At 49.6% G+C, this 26,773-nt stretch carries 8 protein-coding genes; all 8 read right to left on the bottom strand.

The window, feature by feature from the left end; all coding sequences use genetic code 11:
• Positions 1–163 precede the first annotated feature (163 nt).
• Positions 164–805, bottom strand: a complete 642-nt coding sequence (locus VY86_RS00095; protein WP_046973471.1) for a hypothetical protein — start codon at positions 803–805, stop codon at positions 164–166.
• 606 nt (positions 806–1,411) lie between these two features.
• Positions 1,412–2,866, bottom strand: a complete 1,455-nt coding sequence (locus tag VY86_RS00100) for an amino acid permease (protein ID WP_046973472.1) — start codon at positions 2,864–2,866, stop codon at positions 1,412–1,414.
• A gap of 100 nt (positions 2,867–2,966) precedes the next feature.
• Positions 2,967–3,959: a succinylglutamate desuccinylase gene (astE, locus tag VY86_RS00105; RefSeq protein ID WP_046973473.1), complete on the bottom strand. Its 993-nt coding sequence runs from the start codon at positions 3,957–3,959 to the stop codon at positions 2,967–2,969.
• A gap of 12 nt (positions 3,960–3,971) precedes the next feature.
• The gene (astB, locus tag VY86_RS00110; protein WP_046973474.1) at positions 3,972–5,315 is read right to left on the bottom strand and encodes an N-succinylarginine dihydrolase; all 1,344 of its coding nucleotides are present in this window, start codon (positions 5,313–5,315) and stop codon (positions 3,972–3,974) included.
• Between the two features lie 26 nt (positions 5,316–5,341).
• Positions 5,342–6,817, bottom strand: coding sequence for a succinylglutamate-semialdehyde dehydrogenase (gene astD / locus VY86_RS00115; protein ID WP_046973475.1), 1,476 nt, complete (start codon positions 6,815–6,817; stop codon positions 5,342–5,344).
• Positions 6,818–6,820: 3 nt separating this feature from the next.
• Positions 6,821–7,852 carry an arginine N-succinyltransferase gene (gene astA, locus VY86_RS00120; RefSeq protein WP_046973476.1) on the bottom strand — a complete coding sequence of 344 codons (1,032 nt, stop codon included), beginning with the start codon at positions 7,850–7,852 and terminating at the stop codon, positions 6,821–6,823.
• Positions 7,853–7,873: 21 nt separating this feature from the next.
• On the bottom strand, positions 7,874–9,082 hold the full coding sequence (locus VY86_RS00125; protein WP_046973477.1) for an aspartate aminotransferase family protein: 1,209 nt from the start codon (positions 9,080–9,082) through the stop codon (positions 7,874–7,876).
• Positions 9,083–9,922: 840 nt separating this feature from the next.
• Positions 9,923–26,233 carry a non-ribosomal peptide synthetase gene (locus VY86_RS00130; protein ID WP_046973478.1) on the bottom strand — a complete coding sequence of 5,437 codons (16,311 nt, stop codon included), beginning with the start codon at positions 26,231–26,233 and terminating at the stop codon, positions 9,923–9,925.
• Positions 26,234–26,773: the final 540 nt, after the last annotated feature.

The following is a 26,773-nucleotide window of genomic DNA, read 5'->3' on the forward strand; positions in this document are numbered from 1 at the left end:
TAATTACCTTGTAATTCACTATAGTAAATCATCAATTATCGACCAAAATAAGTTACATCATTAACATTAACAAGATATAAAAATTACAATAATTAATTAAAACTTACTGAAACATAATAGGAACTTATTCATGAAATGGAATAAAGAGAATATCGTTTAAAACCTATTTGGCTAATACCACATAAGAAATTATAACGTCTATTTTTGCTGGTTTTTTCAACCACTTATTAAATACACTTCCTATTCCAAGTTTCTTATATTCCGCATCACAACTTGCCGATGTTCCTTGTTTTTCACCCAGTCCATACGACTGTGTTCCATCTTCCCCTTTAAGCTTACATTTATGTTTAGTTGTAAAATCATTATATAACCAACCAGGTTCTATCGTACTAAACTCAATAACGACCCCTGGTTTATCATTTGTCAGATAACTCTGTACATAAGTGTAGCTAGGTGCAATTCCACAGTACGTATTTTTTTGTGCAATACAGGGGAGATTTTTATATTTATTCCTGTCAAATGTTATATATTCATCTAGCTGCATCCCCCGATACCAGAACATCGCGTCTTTTGGCTCATCATCAAGTCTTTTCGCTTTGTTGTTTGTTAATGTAACTTTCCTCTCTTGAGGTAACGACGAAACAGTAAGTGCACAACTTCTATACATGGACATCACTTTAGTACCTGCTAACCCGTTTTGGGTTATTATTCTTTCTATCTGTGGATCAGGCTTACATGCCATACTAACGTGACTAATAGCTAATAAAAAAGGGGAAATAAGGAACGCCTTTTTATTTAAATTCATACTTTTTTCCTTGCTTTAATTATGATTTCAGTATCAAATGGAACGAAAATAATCTCATCGTCATCATTCACATACCCGTATATAGTCTTCAAAAAAATAATAACCTAATTTACAACTACGCTATAAATAAAAATTTAACAAGAAAATAATCTCATAGTATAAACTATTTAATTAAATTACATTGTTATTTACCAACTTAAGTAAATATAGGTTATTAAATCAAAAAAGGCAAACTCCGGCATAATTAAATTTTAATGAAAAAATAAAAATAAGATAGTAAAGATATAAAAACGAAATAATTTCAATTACCTATATAATTAACAACCTGAGAATTTTACAATATTATATATAATTAAGTAATCTTTTTATATCATAATAATCCAAGGACCATTCTTTCATTATTGCAATAACATTTCAAAAATACGTAATAACCTATTAATAATATACTTTCATGGTAAAATTTTTTCGATCTATTACCAATAAAAAAACACCGAAGTTATGAATATTCGGTGCTGAATTAAACTCATGATGTACTTAGTAGCATGGAAAATCTGTTTGAGTGCTCAAAAGAGCTAAATATATTAAAGGTGTAAACCACTTACCTGACTATGGACGAAAACCTTCTTTAGCTATCTGATAACCTTGTTCTTCCTGTATCTCATTTTTCTTTTTCACGCGCCATAGAATACTTAACGCGATAAACCACAAAGGTGTACCACAGAGTGCAACCAGTGTATCCGGATCAAAAACCATGACGACGATGGTCAGAGCGAAAAAAACCAGCGTTATCCAGGTCATTGGCACCCCCAGAGGCATCTTAAATATTGATCGCTTATGCAAATCAGGATGATGTTTACGATAAGCTAAATAAGCAATTAATATCATACACCAGCTATAAATAACCATAATAGAGGCAACGGTTGATACAATAATAAATAATCTCATGACATTCGGCATGATAAATAAAAGTGACGTGCCAACGATCATACAGAAGCAGGAAAATATCAGGCTATGTACAGGAATCGCGGTATTACGGGAAAGAATTTTAAATTTCCGGTGTGCATTTCTTTCGGTTGACAAACCATAAAGCATGCGGGTACAAGCGTATAACCCACTGTTAGCGGAGGACATTGCCGATGTTAATGCAACAAAGTTAACAATAGCGGCGGCGGCAGGCAAACCAGCCAGAGCAAATAAGGTCACAAAAGGACTGGTTTCAGATGAAATCCTTCCCCAGGAAGTCACCGCAATGATGCTTAGCATGGAGAAAATATAGAAAATAATGATTCTTATCGGAATATTCTTGATCGCTTTCGGCAATATCTTTTCCGGATTTTTTGTTTCCGCTGTCATGGTCCCCACCAGCTCAACACCCGTAAAAGAAAAAATCGCTATCTGGAAACCAGCAAAAAAACCAAAAATACCATTCGGCAGAAATACTGACGGATCAGTCAGATTATTAACCGATGCTGTCATACCATCCGGTGATTGCCAACCTATCATCACCATACCGATACCAACAATAATCAACGCTAAAATCGCAATCACTTTAATAATGGCGAACCAGAATTCAGCTTCGCCAAATAATCGCACAGAAAGAAGATTGCAAGTGCAAAGTAGACCCAGTGTCAAAAACGCCGGTACCCAAAGAGAGACGCCAGGGAACCAATATTGAATATATCCGCCACAAACCACAACATCAGCAATACAGGATACAATCCAACTCATCCAGTAAGTCCAGCCGAGAAAAAAACTCGCTTTCGTCCCTAAATAATCAGATACGAAATCAGCAAAAGAGCGATAATTCAGTTTAGTGAGAAGTAATTCCCCCATCGCCCGCATCACCATATAGACAAAGAAACCCACAATGGCATAGGTAATAATGATCGATGTACCGGATACGGCAATGGTTTTTCCTGAACCCATAAATAAGCCGGTGCCAATAGCACCACCAATGGAAATTAATTGAATATGACGTGCACTTAGCCCTCGATGAAGTTCTTGCGAATCAGTAGATTTTTCTGCCGAAATGCTTTGTTGATTTTTATTATTTTTTATCATGATAATACCCGTCCGTCATTAAAGCGAAGAAACAGACCGCTGAATCTTTCTGAAGAAGAAGTTGCCACTGCTTCAGAAAGAAAATGGAGTTATGTTTTATTTAATTATTTTTTTCATTTAAGGCAAGCAACAATCCCGCCCGTAACCCATTAGCAACCTTAGCATTAGGAAATAAAATAAATTTTGCCGGGAATTTAATTTTCCAATGGCGATCATGCTGGCTGGCAATGTCAAATCCCTCTGGCAATTCAGTGAAATTCATGATGTCTGCGGGAATATGAAGCTGGAAACTTTCATCGCTCTTAATAATGGAATCAATTACCTGGTAATGTTTCAGCTCAGATTTAACTCGTGCAACTATTTGCGATGAAGAGATTAAGCTATAAAGAGAATCAGTAATTCTTTGAAACCTGTTTAAATCATTTCCACCAAAAGGCATTGCCTTACCCATTTCCATCGTACAGCTATCCGCCCCAAACTTTTCATGCAGAAAATGGCTGAAAGTTCCTCCTTTTGAACGGTGATAAACAAGTGCATCAATATCGCTGTCATTCAACCATTGCATAAACTCATCAGAAAAGGGGCGGCTTTGAGCAGGTAACAATGCAAATTGTTCATGATGAGAAGCGCGTATAGCGGTATGCAGATCAATATGCCAGCGCATATTTGCAGAGGACACAGAAGGTTCAGCAAAAAAACGGCTGACAATATTTTCAAGTTCAGCCGCACGTGATCGCTCATTTCCCAGAGGAAAATCCAGATAACGGCCACCAAACATACGATTCAAATCGTTATGCAGATAACGTCGATTCGTCCGCATAGCCGGCAAGTTACCAAAAATAATCAGCAGGTTATTTTTTAGCGGCAACGTGCCATCCGCCAACTGTGCCAGTAACTGAATCAGTATTTCAATGGGCGCGGTTTCATTACCGTGAATACCGGCAGAAATAACCAGGGACCAGCTTTTTCCTTCATGGGGAACATGGGGAATAAGTTGCAATACCCCTTCCGCCAGCCAGCTCGCATTAATTGTTTCTGGAAATATCAGATGGTCGGCAAGTTTATTTTCAAGCAATAAAGTTAACAGATCCATATCCGCTCCAATTTAGCGTTGAAATTCATAGATAGACCCTAAATTCAGGATCTGCGTAAGCTCATCCAGAGCGGTATAAACTTCACGAAGTAATTGGGGATCAACCAGATCGCCGGCACATAACTCATCACGATAGTGCTGTTCTATCCATTGAGTCAGGCGATCATAAAGCCGGGGATTCATTATTGTCGCAGGATTGACAGTGCTCAATTCAGCATCATTCAACACCACCCTCAGACGCAAACATGCCGGGCCGCCACCATTACGCATACTTTCCCGCAGATCAAAAACGCACACTTCATTAATGGGTGATGATGTTTGCGCAGTCAGTGACTGTAAATAGGCCCAGACAGTTGCGCTCTGGCGGCACTCTTCAGGCACAACAATCATCATTTTTCCATCAGCTTTACTCAGTAATTGGCTATTAAAGAGATAAGAATCCACCGCGTCTTCGATACTGACCTGCTCTGAAGAGACTTCAATTGAGACAAAATCATGCCCCAACACCGCCATTTTCTCTTTAATTTCAGCCAGAACCTGATCCTGATCCAGATAAGCATACTGATGATGAAAAAGGACATTCCGGTTGCTCACCGCAATTACATCATTATGAAAAACACCGCTGTCAATGGCGACCGGGTTTTGCTGCACAAAAACAGTTTGTGCCGGATTAAGCTGGTGCAACCGTGCAATGGCTTCACTTGCTTCCAATGTTTGTCGTGCAGGATAGCGCTGGGGCACCGGGCTGCCACGCAACGCGCTACGGCCATAGACAAACACCTGTATGCCTGGCGTACCATATTCACCACCGAGGCGATTATGGTTTGCCGCCCCTTCATCACCGAAATTTTCATGCTGCACAAGCGCCTGATGATGGACAAAATGGTTTTGATCAGCAAAAGTGGCTTTTAACGCGGCTGCCGTGGTTTCTACTTCCAGCGAACGGTGCAGTTTGTTATTTAAATTTGCCACGGTGAAATGTACCCGTTGGTCAGCACTGTCCGCCGAAGGTGACACTGTTGCCGCGTTTGCTGTCCACATTGATGAAGCAGAGCTCAGTTTTGATAATAACACTGGAGAATATTTAGCTGCTTTATCAAGTACTTGCTCATCACTGCCCGTAAAACCTAAATTACGTAAGGCGGGAATATTGGGACGTTGTTGTGGTGGCAGCACCCCCTGAACAAACCCCGCATCAGCCAGCGCTTTCATTTTCATCAGCCCTTGAAGCGCGGCTTTGCGTGGGTTAGACACCCGGTCCCGGTTATGTATAGACGCTTTATTATCGACTGAAAGCCCTGCGTAATGATGGGTCAGACCAACCAAACCATCAAAATTTGCTTCAAAACCGGACATAAATACCTCTGGAAAAATTGTATAAGTTAATCAGGAAAATGGATCCCCGGCGCGAGCGTTTCAGGTAACGCGAGTTTGTCAGTAACCAAAGATGCCATAGGCCAGGCACAGTAATCAGCAGCATAATAAGCACTAGGGCGGAAGTTTCCCGAAGCGCCAATGCCACCAAAAGGTGCTTTACTGGAAGCCCCTGTCAACGGTTTATTCCAGTTCACAATTCCGGCTCTCGCATCTTCCGACAGACGTTGGAACAACGACGCATCCGGCGAAATCAAACCCGTAGCCAATCCGAACCGGGTGTTATTCGCTATTGCCAGCGCTTCATCAAACGTGTCATAACGTATAAGAGTGAGTAGCGGACCAAAGTACTCTTCATCAGGCACATCGGCCACCCGGCTAACATCAATAATCCCAGGTGTCAGCAACGTTGATTGAGGATCGCGTTGTTCCAGCGAAACCAGCGAAATCCCACCGAGTTTTTGCAGCCGATATTGCGCTTCCAACAGATTCTGAACCGCCTGTAGAGAAATGACGCCCCCCATAAAAGGTTGGGGTTGTGCATCCCAATGAGCTGGAACAATCTGTTCAGTCACCGCCACCAGCCGCTTAATCACCGCATCCCCGTGCGCACCATTTTTTACCAGTAATCTGCGGGCACAAGTGCAACGTTGACCCGCGGAGATAAATGCTGACTGCACAATAGTGTAAACGGCAGCATCAATATCATCGCAAGCATCCACAATCAGTGCGTTGTTCCCTCCCATTTCAAGGGCGAGCATTTTCTCTGGCTGACCACCAAACATGCGGTGAAAGTGAAAGCCAGTATTGGCACTCCCGGTAAACAGCACACCATCAATCTGCTTGTCCTCCAGCAGCGCCGTGCCCGTATTACGCGCCCCTTGAACCAGATTAAGCACACCGGCGGGTAAACCGGCTTTTTCCCATAGTTTTACGGTCTTTTCCGCGGTCATCGGTGTCAGTTCACTCGGTTTAAACACCAGCGTATTACCGGCAATAAGCGCAGGGATAATATGACCATTCGGTAAGTGACCAGGAAAATTATACGGACCAAAAACCGCCATCACACCATGAGGGCGATGACGCAACAAGGCCCGGCCGTCCGGCATAATGATTTCCGACTCTCCGGTGCGCTGTTCCCATGCTTCGATAGAAATCGCCGCTTTACCTATCATGGATTGTATTTCAGTACGGGCTTCCCATAATGGCTTGCTGGTTTCTTGACTGATAACACGCGCCAAAGACTCTTTCTCGTCATTTAGCAAAACAGCAAACTTCTGGACAATCTTAATTCGCTCGCTAACTGACAAATGTGACCACGAATAAAACGCCTCACGGGCAGACTGGCAAGCTGCTCTAACTTGAGAAGGATCAGCGCTGTTAGCTTGCCACAGAATTTTCTGATCTATTGGGGCGAATTTAGTCATCAACTCACCCTGCCCCTCAACCCATTCGCCCCCAATGTAATGTACTTGATGATTCATATCTTAGTGTTCCCTTGGAAAAAGAGTGACGAGTCGTACCTGATTTCCGTCATTGATTTGGAGTGCATCCATTTCCGCTGATGTTAAAAAAATCTCATCACTGTCATACGCAACATTCAGTAACAGCGCACGAAAGTCACTAAAGCGCTGATTAGCAACGATGCAGGGTACCCCATCAGTTCTGGCAACTGACTTAACCCGGCTGACAGGAACAAGCCGACTCTCTTTTACTGCACGTATCCGGTCGATCTCGGCCTGTAGTAAAGCGCCTGCATCAAAAATATCAATATGGCCTTCATAGGCCAGACCTTCTTTTTCGAGGATCGTTCGGGCCGGTACCGTTTTCTCATGAACCTGCCCTATTACCCGCTGTGCCTCAGCGGGTAATAGGGATACATAAACAGGATGAAGGGGCATCAATTCGGCAATGAAGGTTTTCGATCCAATACCGGTTAAGTAATCTGCCTGGGAAAAAGGAATACCAAAAAAGTGCAGTCCCAAGGCATTCCAAAAAGGTGAATTTCCCTTCTCATCCGCGACACCACGCATTTCAGCGAATATTATTTTAGAAAATAGATCCCTGAATGCCGCAATAAAAAGGAAACGCGCTTTAGAAAGAAACATGCCGTTTTTCCCTTTATGATATTCCGGATCCAGGAACAAGGTACATAATTCGCTGTTACCGGTCTGATCTTGTTCCAGCGATAAGGCTTCAATAACTTTATAAATTCCCAACTCACGTGACGAACGAATGGTTCTTTGTACGCGAAAGTTATAAAACGGCTCCTCCAGTCCTACCGCCGCTTCTATGCCGCTGACACCCACAACACGATTCTCGCCGGTATCTTCCAGCACAAAAAGGAATCCCTGCTGGGCCCTGGTCAGTTTTCCATCGAAAGTATCCACGCTACGTGAAATACGTGAACGTAATTGCTCCAGGTTATTTGGCAAAGATGTCAGACCTATACCAGCGCGTTCAGATAAGGACTGAATACCATTTAAGTCACTATGCCGGACAGTTCGGAAAAGCATCATAACGTCACCTTCAACTTACCATTAACCCACGAACCGCATGATGGCGCTTTCAAGGCGAACCAGACCTTCATCAATATCAGCAAATTTGATGTTTAATGCCGGCGCAAAGCGCAACACATCCGGGCCGGCAATCAAGGCAATTAATCCTTCCTCTGCGGCTATATTGGTTAACTGCTTCGCCTTACCCTGCCAAGCTTGATTCAATTCAGCGCCTAAAAGCAGCCCTTTGCCCCGTAAACAACTGAATAATTGATAGCGCTGATTCAATTCCGATAACTTATCCATGAAATATTCATGGCGCTGCTGAACTCCGGTGAGGAGCGCGGTCTGATTAACCATTGAAAACACCTTATTGGCAACGGCTGCTGCCAGCGGATTACCACCAAACGTCGTGCCGTGTGTTCCAGGTTGAAAAACCTCAGCAATAGGTTGTTTTGTCAACATGGCGCCGATAGGGAAGCCCCCTCCGAGGCCTTTAGCACTGGTAAGAATATCAGGCTCAACGCCATATTCCTGATAAGCATAAAGATATCCGGTACGGCCCATGCCAGTCTGAATTTCATCAAAAATGAGCAACGCCTGAAAACGATCACATAACGTACGCAATTCCTGCAAAAATGCAGGGTTGGCGGGAATAACGCCGCCTTCACCGATAATCGGTTCAACAATAACCGCACAGGTGTTCTCAGAAATGTGTTCTCTGATCGCAGACAAATCGTTATAAGGAAGATGAGTAATTTCTTGAGGAAGAGGAGCATAATCTTGTGAATATTTTGGTTGTCCTCCTACCGTAACAGTAAATAATGTCCTGCCATGAAAAGAATCTTTAAATGAGATAATCTCGCTCTTATTTTTTCCATATTTATCAGCAGCATATTTTCTAGCTAATTTTAATGCCGCCTCGTTAGCTTCTGCTCCTGAATTGCAGAAAAACACCTTATCAGCAAAAGTATTTTCCACGAGTTTCTTTGCTAATTTCAGCACGGGCTCATTGGTGTAACCATTTCCTATATGCCATATTTTCTCAATCTGAGAAATTAACTCATCTTTTAATTCCGGGTGAGCGTGTCCTAATGAATTAACCGCAATTCCACCAGCAAGATCAATATATTCCTTGCCATCCTGATCCCATACTCTCGAACCTTTAGCCCGAACAGGTATGAACTTAGCAGGAGAAAAACAGGGTACCATATAGTGATCAAACCAACTTCTCTGAATATTTTCTGACATAGATCATTTCCCCTTAAAATAGAGAGTATTCGGACGAGATAAAACAATATGCTCCGCATCATTTTTCATCTCATACTTACACAAATGATTAATGAATGCCGAGGTAAAAGGTTGACCAAGTTGAAGCCTAAAAAGCCTTAAAAATAATAAAATTACAGGATTTCGTTAATATTATTCTTATTAATCCTCATCACTATTTTCGAGAAATAGTTGCTCAACCATTGGACAGATACTGTTGCTCACGCCTAACAAAGTCAACACAAGTTATAAACAAAAAAAATACTTTTTGATCTCGTTCAAAATTCCAAGAAGTATTTTTATGCACAATTTATGCACTTATCATGAATAAACAAGGAATAAATGGTGAATAAACTAAACCTGCTACATATTAGATGAGAAGAATAAATAAATAATTATTCATTAATAACGCCAGAAATTTATCCACTTAAATGTAAAATAAAATTTGACGGAATTTAATCTTGTAAAAACCGGGGTAAATCTATCGTCAAAATAACAAAATAAGTGAACAATCCGACTATAACTTAATACAAAATTAACTGTCCTGCCAAGAAGCTTGGTTGTGTCTGAACTTTGTTAGATTTCAAACAATAACAACATCACTACCTAGTCGGATTATTTGTAACAAATTAATCGCATTCAGACTTATCCTGATGATTTACCTGGGTAGACAAACAGATAAGAGACTATCCGAAGACAATTATTTATGGGAATGATTCCTTTCCTCATTCTGTTTTAACATAGAAACAATCCGGTATAAACAATGTATACCGGATTATCACATCAACGTTAAATTATTCAATATTTCTTAATATATCAGTATTACAGCGCCTCCTCATCACAATGCATTGCCAACGCCCTATTCAGAGCCTGAGCTAAAGCGATTCTATGTTCCTTATTCTCCATCAAACTCGCATGGTTACCTGGAACTGCAATCAACTGAAGTAAAGAGTCAGGCATTATCTGTGCCCAGCCTAACGATGGGTCCATAGTTAAAGATTTCGGTTCTTCATCCGCAACAAAAGGATTAGGCGGGCAAGGTTCCATCGCATAAAACTGATGCAGCGTTACCGCTAATGCCTGCGGCTCATACTCTTCGACTATTTGTATATAATGCTCTCCCTGCTCCCAACGTTTGGCGACTAAATCAGGGCGAAGACTGGCGGGATATAACGCCAATTCCTGTGCCGCTTCAATAAACTGCACCAAATTCAGCTCATCAATTCGCCGGTACAATGCCGCAATCTCTTCTGTGTGTTCCTCTCCAAACTGCTTTATTAACACAGCAAAGAACAGATGGTTGAGTTGCACAGGCTCCTCACTGACATCATGAGGAGCCGGCGTATCAATCAATCCCAGGAAGTTAACCTCCTCCCCGGCATGTAAAAGCCACTGGGCAATGGCATAAGCCAATATGCCGCCGGAAGAGTAACCCGCTATCCGGTACGGACCTACCGGTTGAACCGCTTTCATCAAGTTGATCATTCTGGCCGCATGCTCTTCCATCGTCGCCATCGGTTCTTCACTGATGGACGGCCAGGGCAGCGTATAAACCGGATAGTCTGACCGGATATGTTGAGCCAGCCCGTACACATAGGAATAGTCTTCCATTCCACTGGGCACAAAAAACAATGGCAGCGCCGTTCCGCCCGGTCGCACCGGTATGGCACTGGTCTGCGGCTGAGACAGCAAATCTGAGGTGATTTTTGCTGCCAGTTCAGACAACACAGGGAATTGGAACAAGGCGTTCAAGGTACAAATCAAACCCTGACCAGCGATAAGATTGACCATTCGAATGGCAAGCAGTGAATGGCCGCCCAGAGCGAAGAAGTTGTCATGCCGGCTGACCTGTTCAATCCCCAGCAATTCACGCCAAATATCCGCCAATGCGATTTCTGTTTCTCCTCGTGGTACAGCGTAAACCTGACGGGCAACCGCTTTTTCGTCCGGTGCAGGTAATGCCCGGCGATCCAATTTACCGTTCCGGGTCAGCGGGAAAGCACCCAGCCGGACAAACGCCGACGGTATCATATATTCAGGTAATCGGGTTGACAGATGCGAACGCAAATGTTGAGCCAGTCCTTCCTCATCATCCGCGACCACATAAGCGACCAGACGCTTATCCTCCCCTTTACCATCAGTAACCACCAGTGACTCACGAACGGCAGGGTATTCCATCAGACGCGCTTCTATCTCTCCGGGTTCTATACGGAATCCCCGGATTTTCACCTGCTGATCATTGCGCCCCACATAAATCAGGTTACCATCCGACAAATAACGGGCAAGGTCACCTGTCCGATACATACGGGCACCCGGCATCACTGAGAATGGATCATCCAGGAAACGCTCTGCGGTCAGATCCGACCTGTTCAGATAACCACGGGCGACACCCGTCCCCCCGATATAGAGTTCACCTACCGCGCCCCGCGGCACTGGCTGACCCCGCGCATCAAGCAGGTAGATACGTGTATTGTTTATTGGACGGCCGATAGGGATCTCCTCCCCCTGATAATCGGGTGGACAATGCCATGCCATGACCGCAACGGTGGCTTCGGTTGGGCCATAAATATTAAAGGTGTTATACCTGCCGGCTAACGATTGCAATAATGCAGAACCCAGCGCCTCCCCTGCAAATATCAAGGTTAAATGCGTTTGTAACGGGGGCAGTTCGTGAGCATTCTGAAGGACGGCAGGCGGCAAAGTCAGATGAGTAATACGCTGTTCATCCAGATAATGCCACAAGGCATTCCTGTCATAACGGACATCGTCTGCCAGAATATGGAGGGCAGCGCCCGCACCATAGGCCATCACAATGTCCGCAACGCTGGCGTCAAAACTAATGGAGGCAAATTGCAAAACCCGGCTATCCGGTTTAACACCCAAGCGATCAATATGGTCGATTGCCAAATTTATTACGCCACGATGTTCCACCATCACGCCTTTGGGCACACCGGTGGTACCTGAGGTATAAATCACATAGGCCAACTGTCTTGAATGCAGTGATAATCCCTGAGGGTTGCTGTCCGGTTGTTCCCAATCCGTATCCGGTTCTAATACCTTCAGCCCTTTCAGTACATCCTGACCCAAAGCCGTACGCCCCACCGCATCCGCCACCACCATGACCGGAGTGGCATCACTTAAAATCCCCCTCAAACGGTCACCCGAATAGGCGGGATCAAGCGGGACGTAAGCACCTCCGGCCTTCAATATAGCCAGCAACCCTATCATCATCGACGTAGAACGGGAGACACAAAGCGCAACACGTTGCTCCGGTATCACGCCCTGTGCAATAAGCTCATGAGCCAACCGGTTTGCCCGCCTGTTCAGTTCGGCATAGCTCAGTGTCTCAGCCCCACACACAAGTGCGGTTGCATTCGGTGTCCTTTGCACCTGCTGTTCAAACAACTGATGAATGCACAGCGGATCAGGATACGGGGTTTCCGTCTCATTCCAGTTTTCCAGCAACAACCTGCGCTCTGCCGGTGTCAAAATATCGATTCCCCCAACTGACTGTTGAGGATCAACTACCATCGCTTGCAGTACCGTGTGCAAATACCCCACATAGCGCTCGATTGTAGGTTGATCAAACAGGGCCGTGGCATAACCCAGAGATCCCACAATCCTGCCATTCTCTTCAGACAGTTCCAATTCCAGATCAAACTTAACTGTGTCTGTTTCAAGAACAGAATCAACAAGCGAAACAGCCAACTCTGGCAGTTCCCATTCCGGGCTCTCATTATTCTGCCAGGCAAACATCACCTGGAACAACGGGGTATGCGCCAGTCGGCGCTGTGGCTGCACGATTTCCACCACCTGTTCAAACGGCAGGTCCTGATGCGCCTGTGCCGCCAATGCGGTTTGCCGCACACGCGCCAGCAATTCAATGACATTCGGCGCATCCGATAAATCAATACGTAAAGCCAGCGTATTGACAAAGAAACCGATCAGGGGTTCCACTTCCTGGTGACTGCGGCCCGCACTCGGTGTGCCGATAACCAGATCGTCCTGACCTGACAGGCGCGACAGGACCATCGCCCAGGCTGACAACAGGGTCATGAATAATGTAACGCCCTGCTGTTCGCTCAGGTGCTTAAGAGATGCCGTTAATTCCGCATCCAGATCGATGAACATAACCCCCGCGGCAAACGACTGCTGAGGCGGACGAGGCCGATCGGTTGGCAAATCCAGCAACACGGGTGCGTCAGCCAGCATGGTACGCCAATAGTCCGATTGCGCCTGGATCCGTTCAGCCGACAGCCACTGACGCTGCCAGGCGGCGTAATCAGGATATTGAATCGCCAGCGGTGGCAAAGGATCACGTTGCCCGGCCAGAAAAGCCGTATAGAGCGTACTCAATTCACTTATCAGCACACCTACAGACCAGCCGTCTGACACAATGTGATGCTGGGTAAGCAGGAACCGGTATTCGTCATCTGTGAGCCGGATAAGAGAGGCACGAATAAGCGGGCCATGACTGAGATCAAATGACGTACTGGCTTCCCCGATGCTCAGATGTTCAAGCACAGTTTCGGTATCCGATACCCCACGCAGGTCATACTGAGACAACGGCACCCCACGGTCCGCCGCCAACAGTTGCACTTGTGGCTGACCGTCAACGGAGACGAAGATGGAACGTAACGCTTCATGACGGGCAAACAACGTGTCGAGTGCCTGCTGCCAGGCAACGATATCCAGCTGACCACTCAAGCGCAGTGTCATCGAGATATGATAAATATCACTGACGCCCTCAAACTGGGCAAGGAACCACAAACGCTGTTGGGCGAATGACAACGGCAACGCCCCTTCACGGGATATCGGCAGAATAGTGGGTAATATCTTGCGCTGTTCATCAAACCGGACACGTATTGCCTCAGCAAAGGCCGTTAAAGTGGACATTTCAAACAAGACGCTTAATGGCAGTTCGACACCCAGCGCTGCTATCCGGTTCATCATCCGTACAGCCAACAGCGAATGCCCCCCCAACGCAAAGAAGTTATCATGCCGGCTGATCTGTTCAATCCCCAGGACTTCACACCAAATAGCCGCCAGCGCAATTTCAGCTTCCCCTTGCGGTGCTTCATAGATCTGACGGGCAAAGGCTTCCTCGCCAGGCACCGGTAATGCCCGGCGATCCAGCTTACCATTCGGGGTCTGCGGGAAGGAATCCAGGCGTACAAAGGCCGCCGGCACCATATAGTCAGGTAAAATCGCACTCAGGTGCTCACGCAAACAGGCAACTAACCCGTCATTCGCTTCCGCCACCACATAAGCGACCAGACGTTTATCCTGCCCATCCTCCCGCGCCAGCACCGCCGCCTCTTGTACCGCCGGGTATTCCAGTAACCGGGTTTCAATTTCCCCCAGTTCAACCCGGAAGCCGCGGATTTTCACCTGCTGGTCGTTACGGCCCAGGAATTCCAAGTCACCGTCCGGCAGATAGCGGGCCAAATCCCCAGTCCGGTACATCCGCGCACCAGATACCGGACTAAAGGGATCCGGTATAAAACGCTCCGCACTCAATTCTGGCCGGTTCAGATAACCCCGCGCCACCCCGACGCCACCAATATACATTTCGCCAATGCAGCCTAATGGCACCGGTTGACCGTCTTTGTCCAACAGGTAGATGCGGGTATTTTTAACCGGCCGGCCAATAGAGCTATCATCCACAGGGGATAACACCGCCTTACAGGTCGCGGTCACGGTATTTTCCGTCGGGCCATACGTATTTAATAGCCGTGGGCGATAAGTTTCCTGGGTAAACCACACCTGAATAGCTCTCTTCTGTACCGCCTCACCCCCAATAATGATTAACCTGAGACAATCCGGCAACGGTGATGCTTTGTCTCTGGTCACCAATTCAGACCAGAATAAAGTCGGCAGAGATATCACCGTAATACGGTTTTGTCGAATTAAGGTGATAAATTCCTGCATCGAAGTCAGCCAGCTATCATCCCGAATCACCAGCGTCGCACCATGACATAATGACGAGAAAAGTTCTTCCACTGAAACATCAAAAGAAAAAGAAGCAAATTGCAGCATCCGGTCTTGCGCCGTGACAGCATAGGTCTCATTAAAACCCAGATAACGTTGATACATCGCCTGATGTTCCACCATTACCCCTTTCGGCTGCCCGGTTGAGCCGGAGGTGTAAATCACATAGGCCAGATGCTGTGGCGTCAACGCCGGGACCTGCGGGTTGCTATCCGGCAAGTCTGGCAGCGTATTCGGGTCCAGTATCGTCAACCCTGCCAGCACCTCTTCGCCCAGCGCAGCCCGTCCAACCGCATCAGCCAGCACCACTGCCGGGGCGGTATCATTCAGGATATACGCCAGACGTTCCCCCGGGTAAGCTGAATCCAGCGGCACATAAGCCCCGCCAGCTTTCAGCACCGCCAGCAATCCCACCACCATCGCCGGGGAACGTGCCACACAAATCGCCACCCGCTGGTCGGGTGTGACACCCAACGCAATCAGTTGATGGGCCAAACGGTTGGCACAGGCATTTAATTCGGCATAACTGAACGTCTGCTCCTGATACACCAATGCCGTCGCCTGTGGGGTTTGCTCTGCCTGTTGCTCAAACAACTGATGAATACATAACGCCTCAGGATACGGCGTTTCTGTTTCATTCCAGGTTTCCAGCAACAGCGTGCGTTCCGTTTCCGGCAGGATGTTCAACGCCCGTATCGGCGTCTCCGGCGCCTGCTCAAGGGCCTCCACCAGACTCTCCAGCGCCTGCTGCATATAACCGCATATCCTGTCCGGCTCAAACGGCTGCACTGCACTAGCCGTCAGCCCCAAAGTGGCCCCCCCGTCCTCCACCGACAACCCAAAGGGATAGTTAGTGCTCTCCTGCCCGCCCAGGAATTCAATACCGTCCATCGTTTCACCCAGCGGATCCTGTTGATCATTATGCCGGTAATTCAATAGAGCACTAAAGAGAGGCGTACCGCTGGCAACCCCACTGCACCGCTGGGCCAGCGCCAGTGAGGCGTGCTCATGCGCCAGCAACCCGGCCAGCCGTAAATGGGCCGCCCGCACGCTGTCCCGTACCGGGGTATCATCAATATCCAGGCGTAACGGCAGAGTATTAATAAACAGCCCCATCCCATTATCAGCGCCTTCTCCCGCCGCCATGCGCCCAAACAGCACGGTACCAAACACCACTTTCTCCTGACCACTGGTATGTGATAACACCTGTGCCCAGGCCAGATGGCACAGCGCCGCCAGACTGACCCCCAAATGCCGGGCCTGATAGCGAAGACGGTCATTCAACCCAGCAGTCAGCATCCGGTAGGATGTTGTCTCCTGCGATCCATCATGATGCACATCCGCCAACCCAAACGGCAGCGTGGGTTCATCCACCGCCGCCAGCATGTTAGTAAAGAAGCGGGTATGTTCCTCCTGACTGATACCCAACCGGGCCTGCGCCACCAGATTGCGGAACGGCGCCGGCGCCGGCAGGCTCTCCTCCTGACCGGTAAGATACGCCAGTACTTCGCGATTCATCACGTCCAGCGTGGTATGGTCACCAATCAGGTGATGCAGCAATTCCAGTAAAAACCAGCGCCCATCAGTCTCCTGCGCCACGACAAAACGCAGCAGCGGTGCCTGACCCAAATCAATACGATAATGACGGGGATCAAAACGTTGAACCAGTTGATCACCCACCGGCCCATCAGCCGGGTCCAACGTCAATTCAGTGACCGATAACGGTACCTGACGCCAGACCACTTGCGCCGGCACTGACAATCCTTGCCAGATAAAGGCCGTACGCAGAATATCGTGCCGATCAACCATCTGTTGTACCGCGGCCAAATAACGGTCCAGCAGAGGCCGGTCAGCAAAAGCCATCTGACTGACTAACAAATAGGGATCACCTTCGTTTGCCAGTAAGTGGTGAAACAAAATACCGTCCTGCAACGGTGACAGGGCATAGATATCCTGAAGATTAGCTATTCCGCCCGGTACCTGTTCAATGATGCTGTCAATCTCAGGCTGAGTCAGATCAATCAACGGTAACATTGCCGGTATAAGTGTCGTCGTCGCGGGTGTAATCACATTAGCCGGTGCCATCACCGCGCGATGCCGTCCCAACGTTTGGGCCAGTGCCGACAATACCGGCGACTGGAACAAATCACGCGCCGTCAGTGTCAACCCCTGGTGACGCAGGCGTTCAATCATGCGTACCGCGAGCAGTGAATGGCCCCCCAAGGCAAAGAAGCTGTCATGCCGGCTGACCTGTTCAACCCCCAGTAATTCACGCCAAATAACCGACAGGGCGATTTCCGTTTCGCCTTGCGGCGCCTCGTAAACCTGACGGGCAACGGCTTCACCATCCGGCGCCGGTAGCGCATGACGATCCAGTTTACCGTTCGGAGTCAACGGAAACGCCTCCAGACGCACAAAAGCCGACGGCACCATATAATCAGGCAAAGCGGTACTCAGGTGGGCACGCAGGTTGTTCATCAGCTCCTCATCCGCTGTTGCCGCCACATAGGCCACCAACCGTTTATCCGACCCTTCACCCAATGCCAACACAGTAACCTCACGCACCGCCGGGTGTTCTGCCAACCGGGCCTCAATTTCACCCAGTTCAATCCGGAAACCGCGGATTTTCACCTGCTGATCGTTGCGGCCCAGAAACTCCAGATTGCCATCCGGCAGATAACGCGCCAAATCCCCGGTGCGGTACATGCGTGCATCCGGGTTATCACTGAACGGATCAACCAGGAAACGTTCAGCAGTCAATTCAGGATGATTAAGATAACCACAAGCAACCCCATCTCCGCCGACATAAATCTCCCCAACCGCCCCCAACGGCACCAGCTGACCATACGTATCCAACAGATAAACCCGCGTGTTGGCTACCGGTCGGCCAATCGGGATGCGGATCGCTCCCTGTGCTAATGCCGTGATACGATATGTCGTCGTAAAGGTAGTGCCTTCACTCGGCCCATAGCCATTCAATAACTGTTGTGGCGGACTTGTGCTCAGTACCTGCCCGACAACATGGGGATCAAGGGCATCTCCCCCGACAATCAGGAGCTTTAATTGCGGCAGAACCGGAGACAGCTCCGCCGCCAGCTGGTTAAACAATCCGACACTCAGCCACAGCACCGTCATTCGCTGAACCTGTAGAACTTGTACAAACTCCAGCGGTGTCAGCAAAGTGGCACGATCGACCACCACTAACGCGCCGCCATTAAGCAACGGTGCCCAGACTTCAAACGTGCTGGCATCGAAAGCCGGATTAGCGGCAAAGGCCACCCGATCGTCCGGTCCAATTTCGGCATAGCCATTATTGATGACCAGCCGGACCACCGCACGATGCGGCACCAGAACCCCTTTGGGTGTACCGGTCGAACCGGAGGTATACATAATATACGCTGACCCGGCGCTGGAGCGCAGTAAGCCGGGGTTGATGTCATCTTCCTCGTTGCCCAGGTCTGTCTCATCCGAGAAACGCAACAGCGGAACAGCCAGATTAGCCGGAATATCCGCCTGTGTATCAGTGAGCAGCAACCTGGCTGAACAATCGCTTATCAGCCAGTTTTTCCGTTCGTCCGGCACACTGGGATCAATCGGCACGTAAACGCCGCCGGCTTTAAGGATAGCTAATTGGGCCACCACCAGCGCCATCGATCGTTCTAACAGGAGCGCAACATGGTCACCGGGGCAAACCTTTTGTTCGATCAATTGACGGGCCAGCCGGTTAGCACGGGCATTCAGTTCCGTATAGCTCAGCGTCTTCTCTCCCGCTATCAGTGCCGTCGCTTCCGGGGTTTTCTCCACCTGCTGTTCAAACAACTGATGGATACACAACGCCTCAGGATACACGGTTTCCGTGGCGTTCCAGGTTTTTAACAGCAATGTACGTTCCGCTTCCGGCAGGATGTTCAGTGCCCGAACGGGCATTTCCGGGACTTGCTCAAGCGCCTCCACCAGACTTTCCAGTGCCTGCTGCATATAACCGCATATCCTTTCCGGATCAAACGGTTGCACTACCTGAGCCGTCAGCCCCAGGGATTCAGCAAAATCCTCCACCGACAGCACAAACGGATAGTTGGTCCGCTCCTGTTCACTCAGGAATTCAATGCCGTCCATTGTTTCATCCAGCGGATCCGGTTGAACATTATGTCGATAGTTCAACAGGGCACTGAAGAGGGGCGTACCGCTGGCAATCCCACTGCACTGCTGGGCCAGCGCCAGTGACGCATGTTCATGCGCTAATAATCCGGCCAGTCGGGTATGGGCGGCCTGCACGCTGTCCCGTACCGGCGTATCATCGATATCCAGCTGCAACGGCAAGGTATTAATAAACAGCCCCATACCATTGTCGGCGCTGTCCCCTGCCTGCATCCGTCCAAACAACACCGTGCCAAATACCACTTTCTCCTGCCCGCTGGTACGCGACAACACCTGAGCCCAGGCCAGATGACACAGGGCTGCCAAACTGACCCCCAAATGCCGGGCCTGACTGCGCAGACGATCATTCAGCTCAGGCACTAACATCCGGTGAAATTCCGTCACCTGTGAGCCGTCGCGGTGCACCTCTGTCAGCCCGAATGGCAACGTGGGTTCATCTACCGCCGCCAGCATCCCGGTAAAGAAACGGGTATGCGCTTCCTGACTCACCCCCAACCGGGCCTGCGCCACCAAATTGCGGAAAGGAACCGGTGCAGGCAAGCTATCCGCCTGACCAGTAAGGTATGCCTGTACTTCACGGTGCATCACTTCCATTGTTTCATGGTCGCCAATCAGGTGATGCAGCAATTGCAAGACAATCCAACGGCCATCGGTCTCCTGCGCCACCACAAAACGTAATAACGGCGCTTCGCTCAGGTCAAGACGATGATAACGCGGATCAAAACGCCGGGTTAACTGGTCACTCACCGGACCGTCAACCGGGTTCAGCGTCAGCTCAGTCACCGACAATTGGGCCTGACGCCAAACCACCTGCGCCGGCACTGACAATCCTTGCCAGATAAAAGCCGTGCGTAAGATATCGTGCCGATCAACCGCCCGTTGAACCGCTGCCAGATAACGATCTAACAGAGACCGGTCAGCAAAGGCCATCTGACCCGTCAATAGATACGGATCCCCTTCGTTCGCCAGCAAGTGGTGGAATAAGATACCGTCCTGCAACGGCGACAGGGCATAGATATCCTGAATATTGGCTATCCCGCCCGGCACCTGTTCAACGATACGGTCAATCTCAGCCTGAGTCAGATCAATCAGCGGCAACATCGCCGGCGTCAGTGTCGTGGCTGCCGGGGTGATGACGTTAGGCGGCACGGTCACAGCCTGGTGCTGTCCCAATGACCGGGCCAGTTCAAACAGCACCGGAAACTGGAACAGATCACGCGCCGTCAGTGTCAATCCCAGATGACGCAGGCGTTCAACCATCCGTATCGCGAGCAGCGAATGACCACCCAAAGCGAAGAAACTGTCATGCCGGCTAACCTGTTCAATCCCCAGTAATTCACGCCAAATCGCCGCCAGGGCCATTTCCGTTTCGCCTTGCGGCGCGGCGTAAACTTGATAAGCAAAGGCTTCATTGTCCGGTGCCGGCAATGCCCGGCGATCCAATTTACCGTTAGGAGTCAATGGAAATGCATCCAGACGCACAAAGGCCGACGGCACCATATAGTCAGGTAAAATAGCACTCAGGTGGGCACGCAGGCTGTTCACCAGCCCATCATCTGCTGGCGCCACCACATAGGCCACCAGCCGTTTATCCGGCCCTTCCCCCCGAGCCAACACAGCAACTTCATGCACAGCTGGATGTTCTGCCAGATACGCCTCAATTTCCCCCGGTTCAATGCGGAAGCCGCGGATTTTCACCTGCTGATCGTTGCGGCCCAGAAACTCCAGATTGCCGTCCGGCAGATAACGCGCCAAATCCCCGGTGCGGTACATGCGTGCATCCGGGTTATCACTGAACGGATCAACCAGGAAACGTTCTGCGGTTAACTCAGGCCGATTGAAATAACCCTGAGCAACGCCATCTCCGCCGACATAAATCTCACCGATCACCCCTGGCGGTACCGGCTGCTCATAGGCATCCAACAGATAAACACGGGTATTCGCGATTGGCCGGCCAATCGGGATACGGGTCACGCCCTGCGCTAACGCCACGATAGGGTATATCGTGGTAAAGGTGGTTCCCTCACTCGGGCCATAGGCCTGCAACAATTGTTGAGGCGGGCTGTCACGCAAAACCTGGGCAATCACATGTGGATCCAGCACATCGCCACCAACAATCAGAATTTTGAGCTGAGAAAGAACCGGGGACAACTCTGCCGCCAACCGGTTAAACAGCCCGATAGTCAGCCACAGCACCGTGATGCGGTGCGTCTGGAAAGCTGGTATTAACTCCTGTGGTGTCAGCAACGTGGCATGGTCGATAACCACCAGCGCACCGCCGTTAAGCAACGGAGCCCAAACTTCAAACGTGCTGGCATCGAAAGCCGGGTTAGCGGCAAAGGCCACCCGATCGTCCGGTTCAATTTCGGCATAGCCATTATTGATGACCAACCGGACCACCGCACGATGCGGCACCACCACGCCTTTAGGCATACCCGTCGAGCCGGAGGTATACATAATATACGCTGACCCGGCGCTGGAGCGCGGTAAGCCGGGGTTGATATCATCTTCCTCGCTGCCCGGGTCTGTCTCATCCGAGAAACGCAACAGCGGAACAGCCAGATTAGCCGGAACATCAGCCCGTGTATCGGTGAGCAGCAACCTGGCTGAACAATCGCTTATCAGCCAGTTTTTCCGCTCATCCGGCACACTGGGATCTATCGGTACGTAAACAGCCCCTACTTTGAGAATAGCCAACTGCGCCACCACCAGTTCCATCGATCGCTCTAACAGAATCGCAACAGGGTCATCCGGGCGAATTCCCTGTTCGATCAGCTGACGGGCCAGCCGGTTAGCACAGGCATTCAGTTCCGTATAGCTCAGAGTCTTCTCTCCCGCTATCAATGCCGTCGCCTGCGGGGTCTTCTCCACTTGCCGCTCAAATAACTGATGAACACATAACTGGTCAGGATACGCGGTTTCCGTAGCGTTCCAGGTCTCTAACAACAAGGTACGTTCCGCTTCCGGCAAGATTTCCAATGCCCGAACGGGCATGTCCGGTGCTTGCTCCAGGGCTTCCACCAGACTTTCCAGCGCCTGTTGCATATAACCGCACAGGCTTTCCGGATCAAACGGTTGCACTACCTGAGCGGTCAGCCCCAGAGTGGTGGCGCCGTCCTCTACCGACAGCACAAACGGATAGTTGGTCCGCTCCTGTTCACCCAGGAATGCAATCCCGGCCATCGTTTCATCCAGCGGATCCGGTTGAACATTATGTCGATAATTCAACAAGGCGCTAAAGAGGGGCGTACCGCTGGTAACCCCGCTGCACCGCTGGGCCAGCGCCAGTGACGCATGTTCATGGGCCAACAACCCGGCCAGTCGCAAATGCACCGCCTGCACACTGTCCCGTACCGGGGTATCATCCATATCCAGCCGCAACGGCAGCGTATTGATAAACAACCCCATGCCATTGCCGGCACCTTCACCTGCCGCCATACGTCCAAACAGTACGGTGCCGAACACCACTTTCTCCTGCCCGCTGGTACGCGACAACACCTGCGCCCAAGCCAGATGGCACAACGCTGCCAGACTGACGCCCAAACGCCGGGCCTGACTGCGCAGACGGTCATTCAACCCGGCGGTCAGCATCCGGTAGGATTCCGTCTTCTGAGATCCATCACGATGCACATCCGTCAGCCCGAACGGCAGCGTCGGCTCCTCCACCGCCGCCAGCATGTCGGTAAAGAAACGGGTATGCGCGGCCTGACTCACCCCCAACCGGGCTTCCGCCACCAGATTGCGGAAGGGAACCGGCGCAGGCAGACTCTCCCCCTGCCCGGCAAAATACGCCTGCACTTCACGGTGCATCACTTCCATTGTTTCATGGTCGCCGATCAAGTGATGCTGCAACTCCAGTAAAAACCAGCGGCCATCGGTTTCCTGCGCGATAACAAAATGCAACAGCGGGGCCTGATTCAGCTCAAGACGATAGTGATCCGGATCAAAACGCCGGGTTAACTGGTCAATGACCGGGCCGTCAGCCGGGTCGAGCGTCAGTTCCGTCACCGGCAAGGTCGCCTGACGCCTGACCACCTGCGCCGGCACAGATAATCCTTGCCAGATGAAAGCAGTACGCAGAATGTCATGGCGATCAACCACCTGTTGCACCGCGTCCAGATAACGGTCCAGCAGAGCACGGTTAGCAAAGGCTACCGGATAGAGCACCAGGTACGGGTCGCCTTCCTTTTCCAATATGTGGTGGAACAGGATACCGTCCTGCAACGGCGACAACGCATAGATATCCTGAATATTGGCTATCCCACCCGGCACTTGGCCGACGATGTGGTCAATATCAGGCTGAGTCAGCTCAATCAGCGGCAACATCGCCGGTGTCAGCGCCGTGGTGGCCGGTGTAATGACATTGGGTGGGACTATCACGGCCTGATGCCGTCCCAACGTTTGGGCCAGGTCTGACAGCACCGGCGACTGGAACAGATCGCGCGCCGCCAGTGTCAACCCCAGGTGACGCAAGCGTTCAATCATCTGCACGCCGAGCAGTGAATGACCGCCCAACGCAAAGAAGCTGTCATGCCGGCTTATCTGCTCAATACCCAGTAACTCACGCCAAAGAGCAGCAAGGGCGATCTCAGTCTCCCCTTGTGGAGCTTCATAAATCTGCCGGACAAAATCGTCTTCCCCCGGAGCAGGCAACGCCCGGCGATCCAGCTTGCCATTTGGGGTCTGCGGGAAGGACTCCAAGCGCACAAAGGCTGCCGGAACCATATAATCAGGTAAAATGGCACTCAGGTGGGCACGCAAATCGGACGTCAATCCCTCATGCGCTGCCGCCGCCACATAAGCAACCAAACGTTTGCCTTGCCCACTCTCCAACGCCAGCACCGCCGCTTCTTGCACCACCGGGTGTTCCAGCAACCGGGTTTCAATTTCACCCAGCTCAATACGGAAGCCACGGATTTTAACCTGCTCGTCATTACGGCCCAGGAATTCCAGATCACCGCCCGGCAGATAACGGGCCAAATCCCCGGAGCGATACATCCGCGCCCCGGCTACCGGGCTAAAAGGATCCGGTATAAAACGCTCTGCACTCAATTCCGGCCGGTTAAGATAACCGCGCGCCACCCCGACGCCACCAATATACATTTCACCCACGCAGCCTAATGGCACCGGTTGACCATATGGGTCCAACAGGTAGATGCGGGCATTTTTAGCCGGCCGGCCAATAGAATGCGCATCGGCTGGAGATAACACGTCCTTATAGGTCACCGTCACGACATTTTCCGTCGGGCCATAACCGTTCAACAGCCGGGGCCGGTGGCCTTCCTGCCTGAACCAGTCCTGAATAGCGTTCTTTTTGACCGCCTCACCGCCAATGATGATGAGCCGGAGATCATCCGGCAGCGGTAACCCAGTATCTCTGGCCGCCAACTCAGACCAGAACAAGGTCGGCAGTGACACCACCGTAATACGATATTGCCGGGTTAAATCAATAAATTCCGGCATCGAAGCCAACCAACTGTCATCGCGAAGAACCAGCGTAGCCCCGTTACATAATGACGAGAAGAAATCTTCCACTGAAACATCAAAGGCAAAAGCGGCAAATTGCAACACCCGGTCTTGTGCCGTGACAGCATAGGTGTCATTAAAACCCAGATACCGTTGATAAATCGCCTGATGCTCTACCATCACCCCTTTCGGTTGCCCGGTTGAGCCGGAGGTGTAAATCACATAGGCCAGATGCTGTGGCGTCAACGTCGGGACCAATGGATTGCTGTCCGGCTGGTCTGGCTGGGTATTCGGATCAAGCACTGTCAGCCCCGCCAGCGCGACTTCACCCAATGCCACCCTCCCGGCCGCATCAGCCAGGACCACTGCCGGGGCGGTATCATTCAGAATATACGCCAGCCGTTCCCCCGGATAGGTTAAATCCAGCGGCACATAAGCGCCACCGGCTTTCAGTACCGCCAGCAAAGCCACCACCATCGCCGGCGAGCGTTCCACGCAAATCGCCACCCGCTGGTCCGGTGTGACCCCCTGCGCAATCAGTTGATGGGCCAGACGGTTGGCCCGGCTATTCAATTCTGCATAACTGAGGATCTGCTCTTGATATTCTAACGCCGTGGCCTGCGGGGCCAGCTCTGCCTGTTGCTCAAACAGCTGATGGATACATAATGGGTCAGGATAAGGGTTTTCCGTGACGTTCCAGGTCTCCAGCAACAACGTGCGTTCCGCCTCAGACAACACATTAAGCTGTCCGACGGGGATGTCCTCACCCTGCCTTTTTGACGCAACCAGCACCTGCAAGTGTTCGCTCATCCGCTGAACCACTTCCCCGCTCAAACGATTTTCATCGTATATCCAGCGAAAACCGCCCTGTGCATTCACCTGGAGCGTCAGCAATTCACCGGATACCTTCTGATCACACGGTGTGTCATCTTGTATCATCGAGACGGCGATCTGCCACGGCCAGCGGGTTGTCAGCGCCGGAATAGCCTGCAATGAAGGAAAGCGAATAAGGAGATCATGACTAAATGCCTGGTGCCGCGCCAACTGGACAAGCTCGTTATCAATCCAGTCAGCTACCGCTCTCCACGGCTTATCAAACGCCACCTCAATGGTCATCGGCACCACAGGCGCCAGATCGGCCAGGTTATCGTTTTCCTTCACGCCCCAACCAATTTGGAATTCGGTTTGCTGAGTCAGGCGCGCAAGGTAAATGACAAATGCCTGCAACAGTGTCCGCAATGGGTCTTCTTCTCTATGTTTTGTCAATGGGGACTGCCAAAGGCTTATTGCCCATCTGGGCTCCGCTTGCTCCCCGACGGTCTCGAAAGGTAACTGGAGCGGTTGCAAAGCGGCAAGGCGCTCATACCAGAATAATTCACCGGGTGTGAGCGCTTTGAGAATATTCTTTGTATTTTTAGTCTGTGATGAAGCGTCATTTGCGCTGATTATGTTTTCTGATGTCTGAGAGAGGAATTCAGCGTTAAGAGCACTTCCTGCTTGAGCAATGCTATCTTTCATTTACTACTCCAACGAATTTGCTAGAAATTTGAAAACTGTCATTCCTGACAGCCATCACCAGTATTTTCCTTACTTCTTGCCCCAAGAAATAAAAACGGACACATCCGACATCTCTTCAAAATACGCAAATACTGGATGCCATAGCCCAGTTAATAGCCATATCATTAACAACACTACGACATTAACTCCCCTGACAACGAAATAAATAATTCAATTTATGATCCGGAATAAAATATTCCATTTTCGCTCCTGTTTTTTAGATAAATTAGATTAATTCTCTGTAATCCCTATTGGCTGATGATAAATTACACAATTAAAGACAAGCCAATTCCCTGCATTTATTATGCATATTTAACAAAAATATAACTTCAGGTTAAAAACCATCATATACGACATTATTTTATAACACCAAAATAGTACCACCAGTGTAGATACCATAAACAGACCCACACCAGCTTAAATATATTTCTTTATAACGATTAGATTCCATTGCAAATAGAAACGTTATTTCACTCAATACCACCAAGAAACAATTATAAT

The organism is Photorhabdus thracensis (genome assembly GCF_001010285.1).
GTDB lineage: Bacteria > Pseudomonadota > Gammaproteobacteria > Enterobacterales > Enterobacteriaceae > Photorhabdus > Photorhabdus temperata.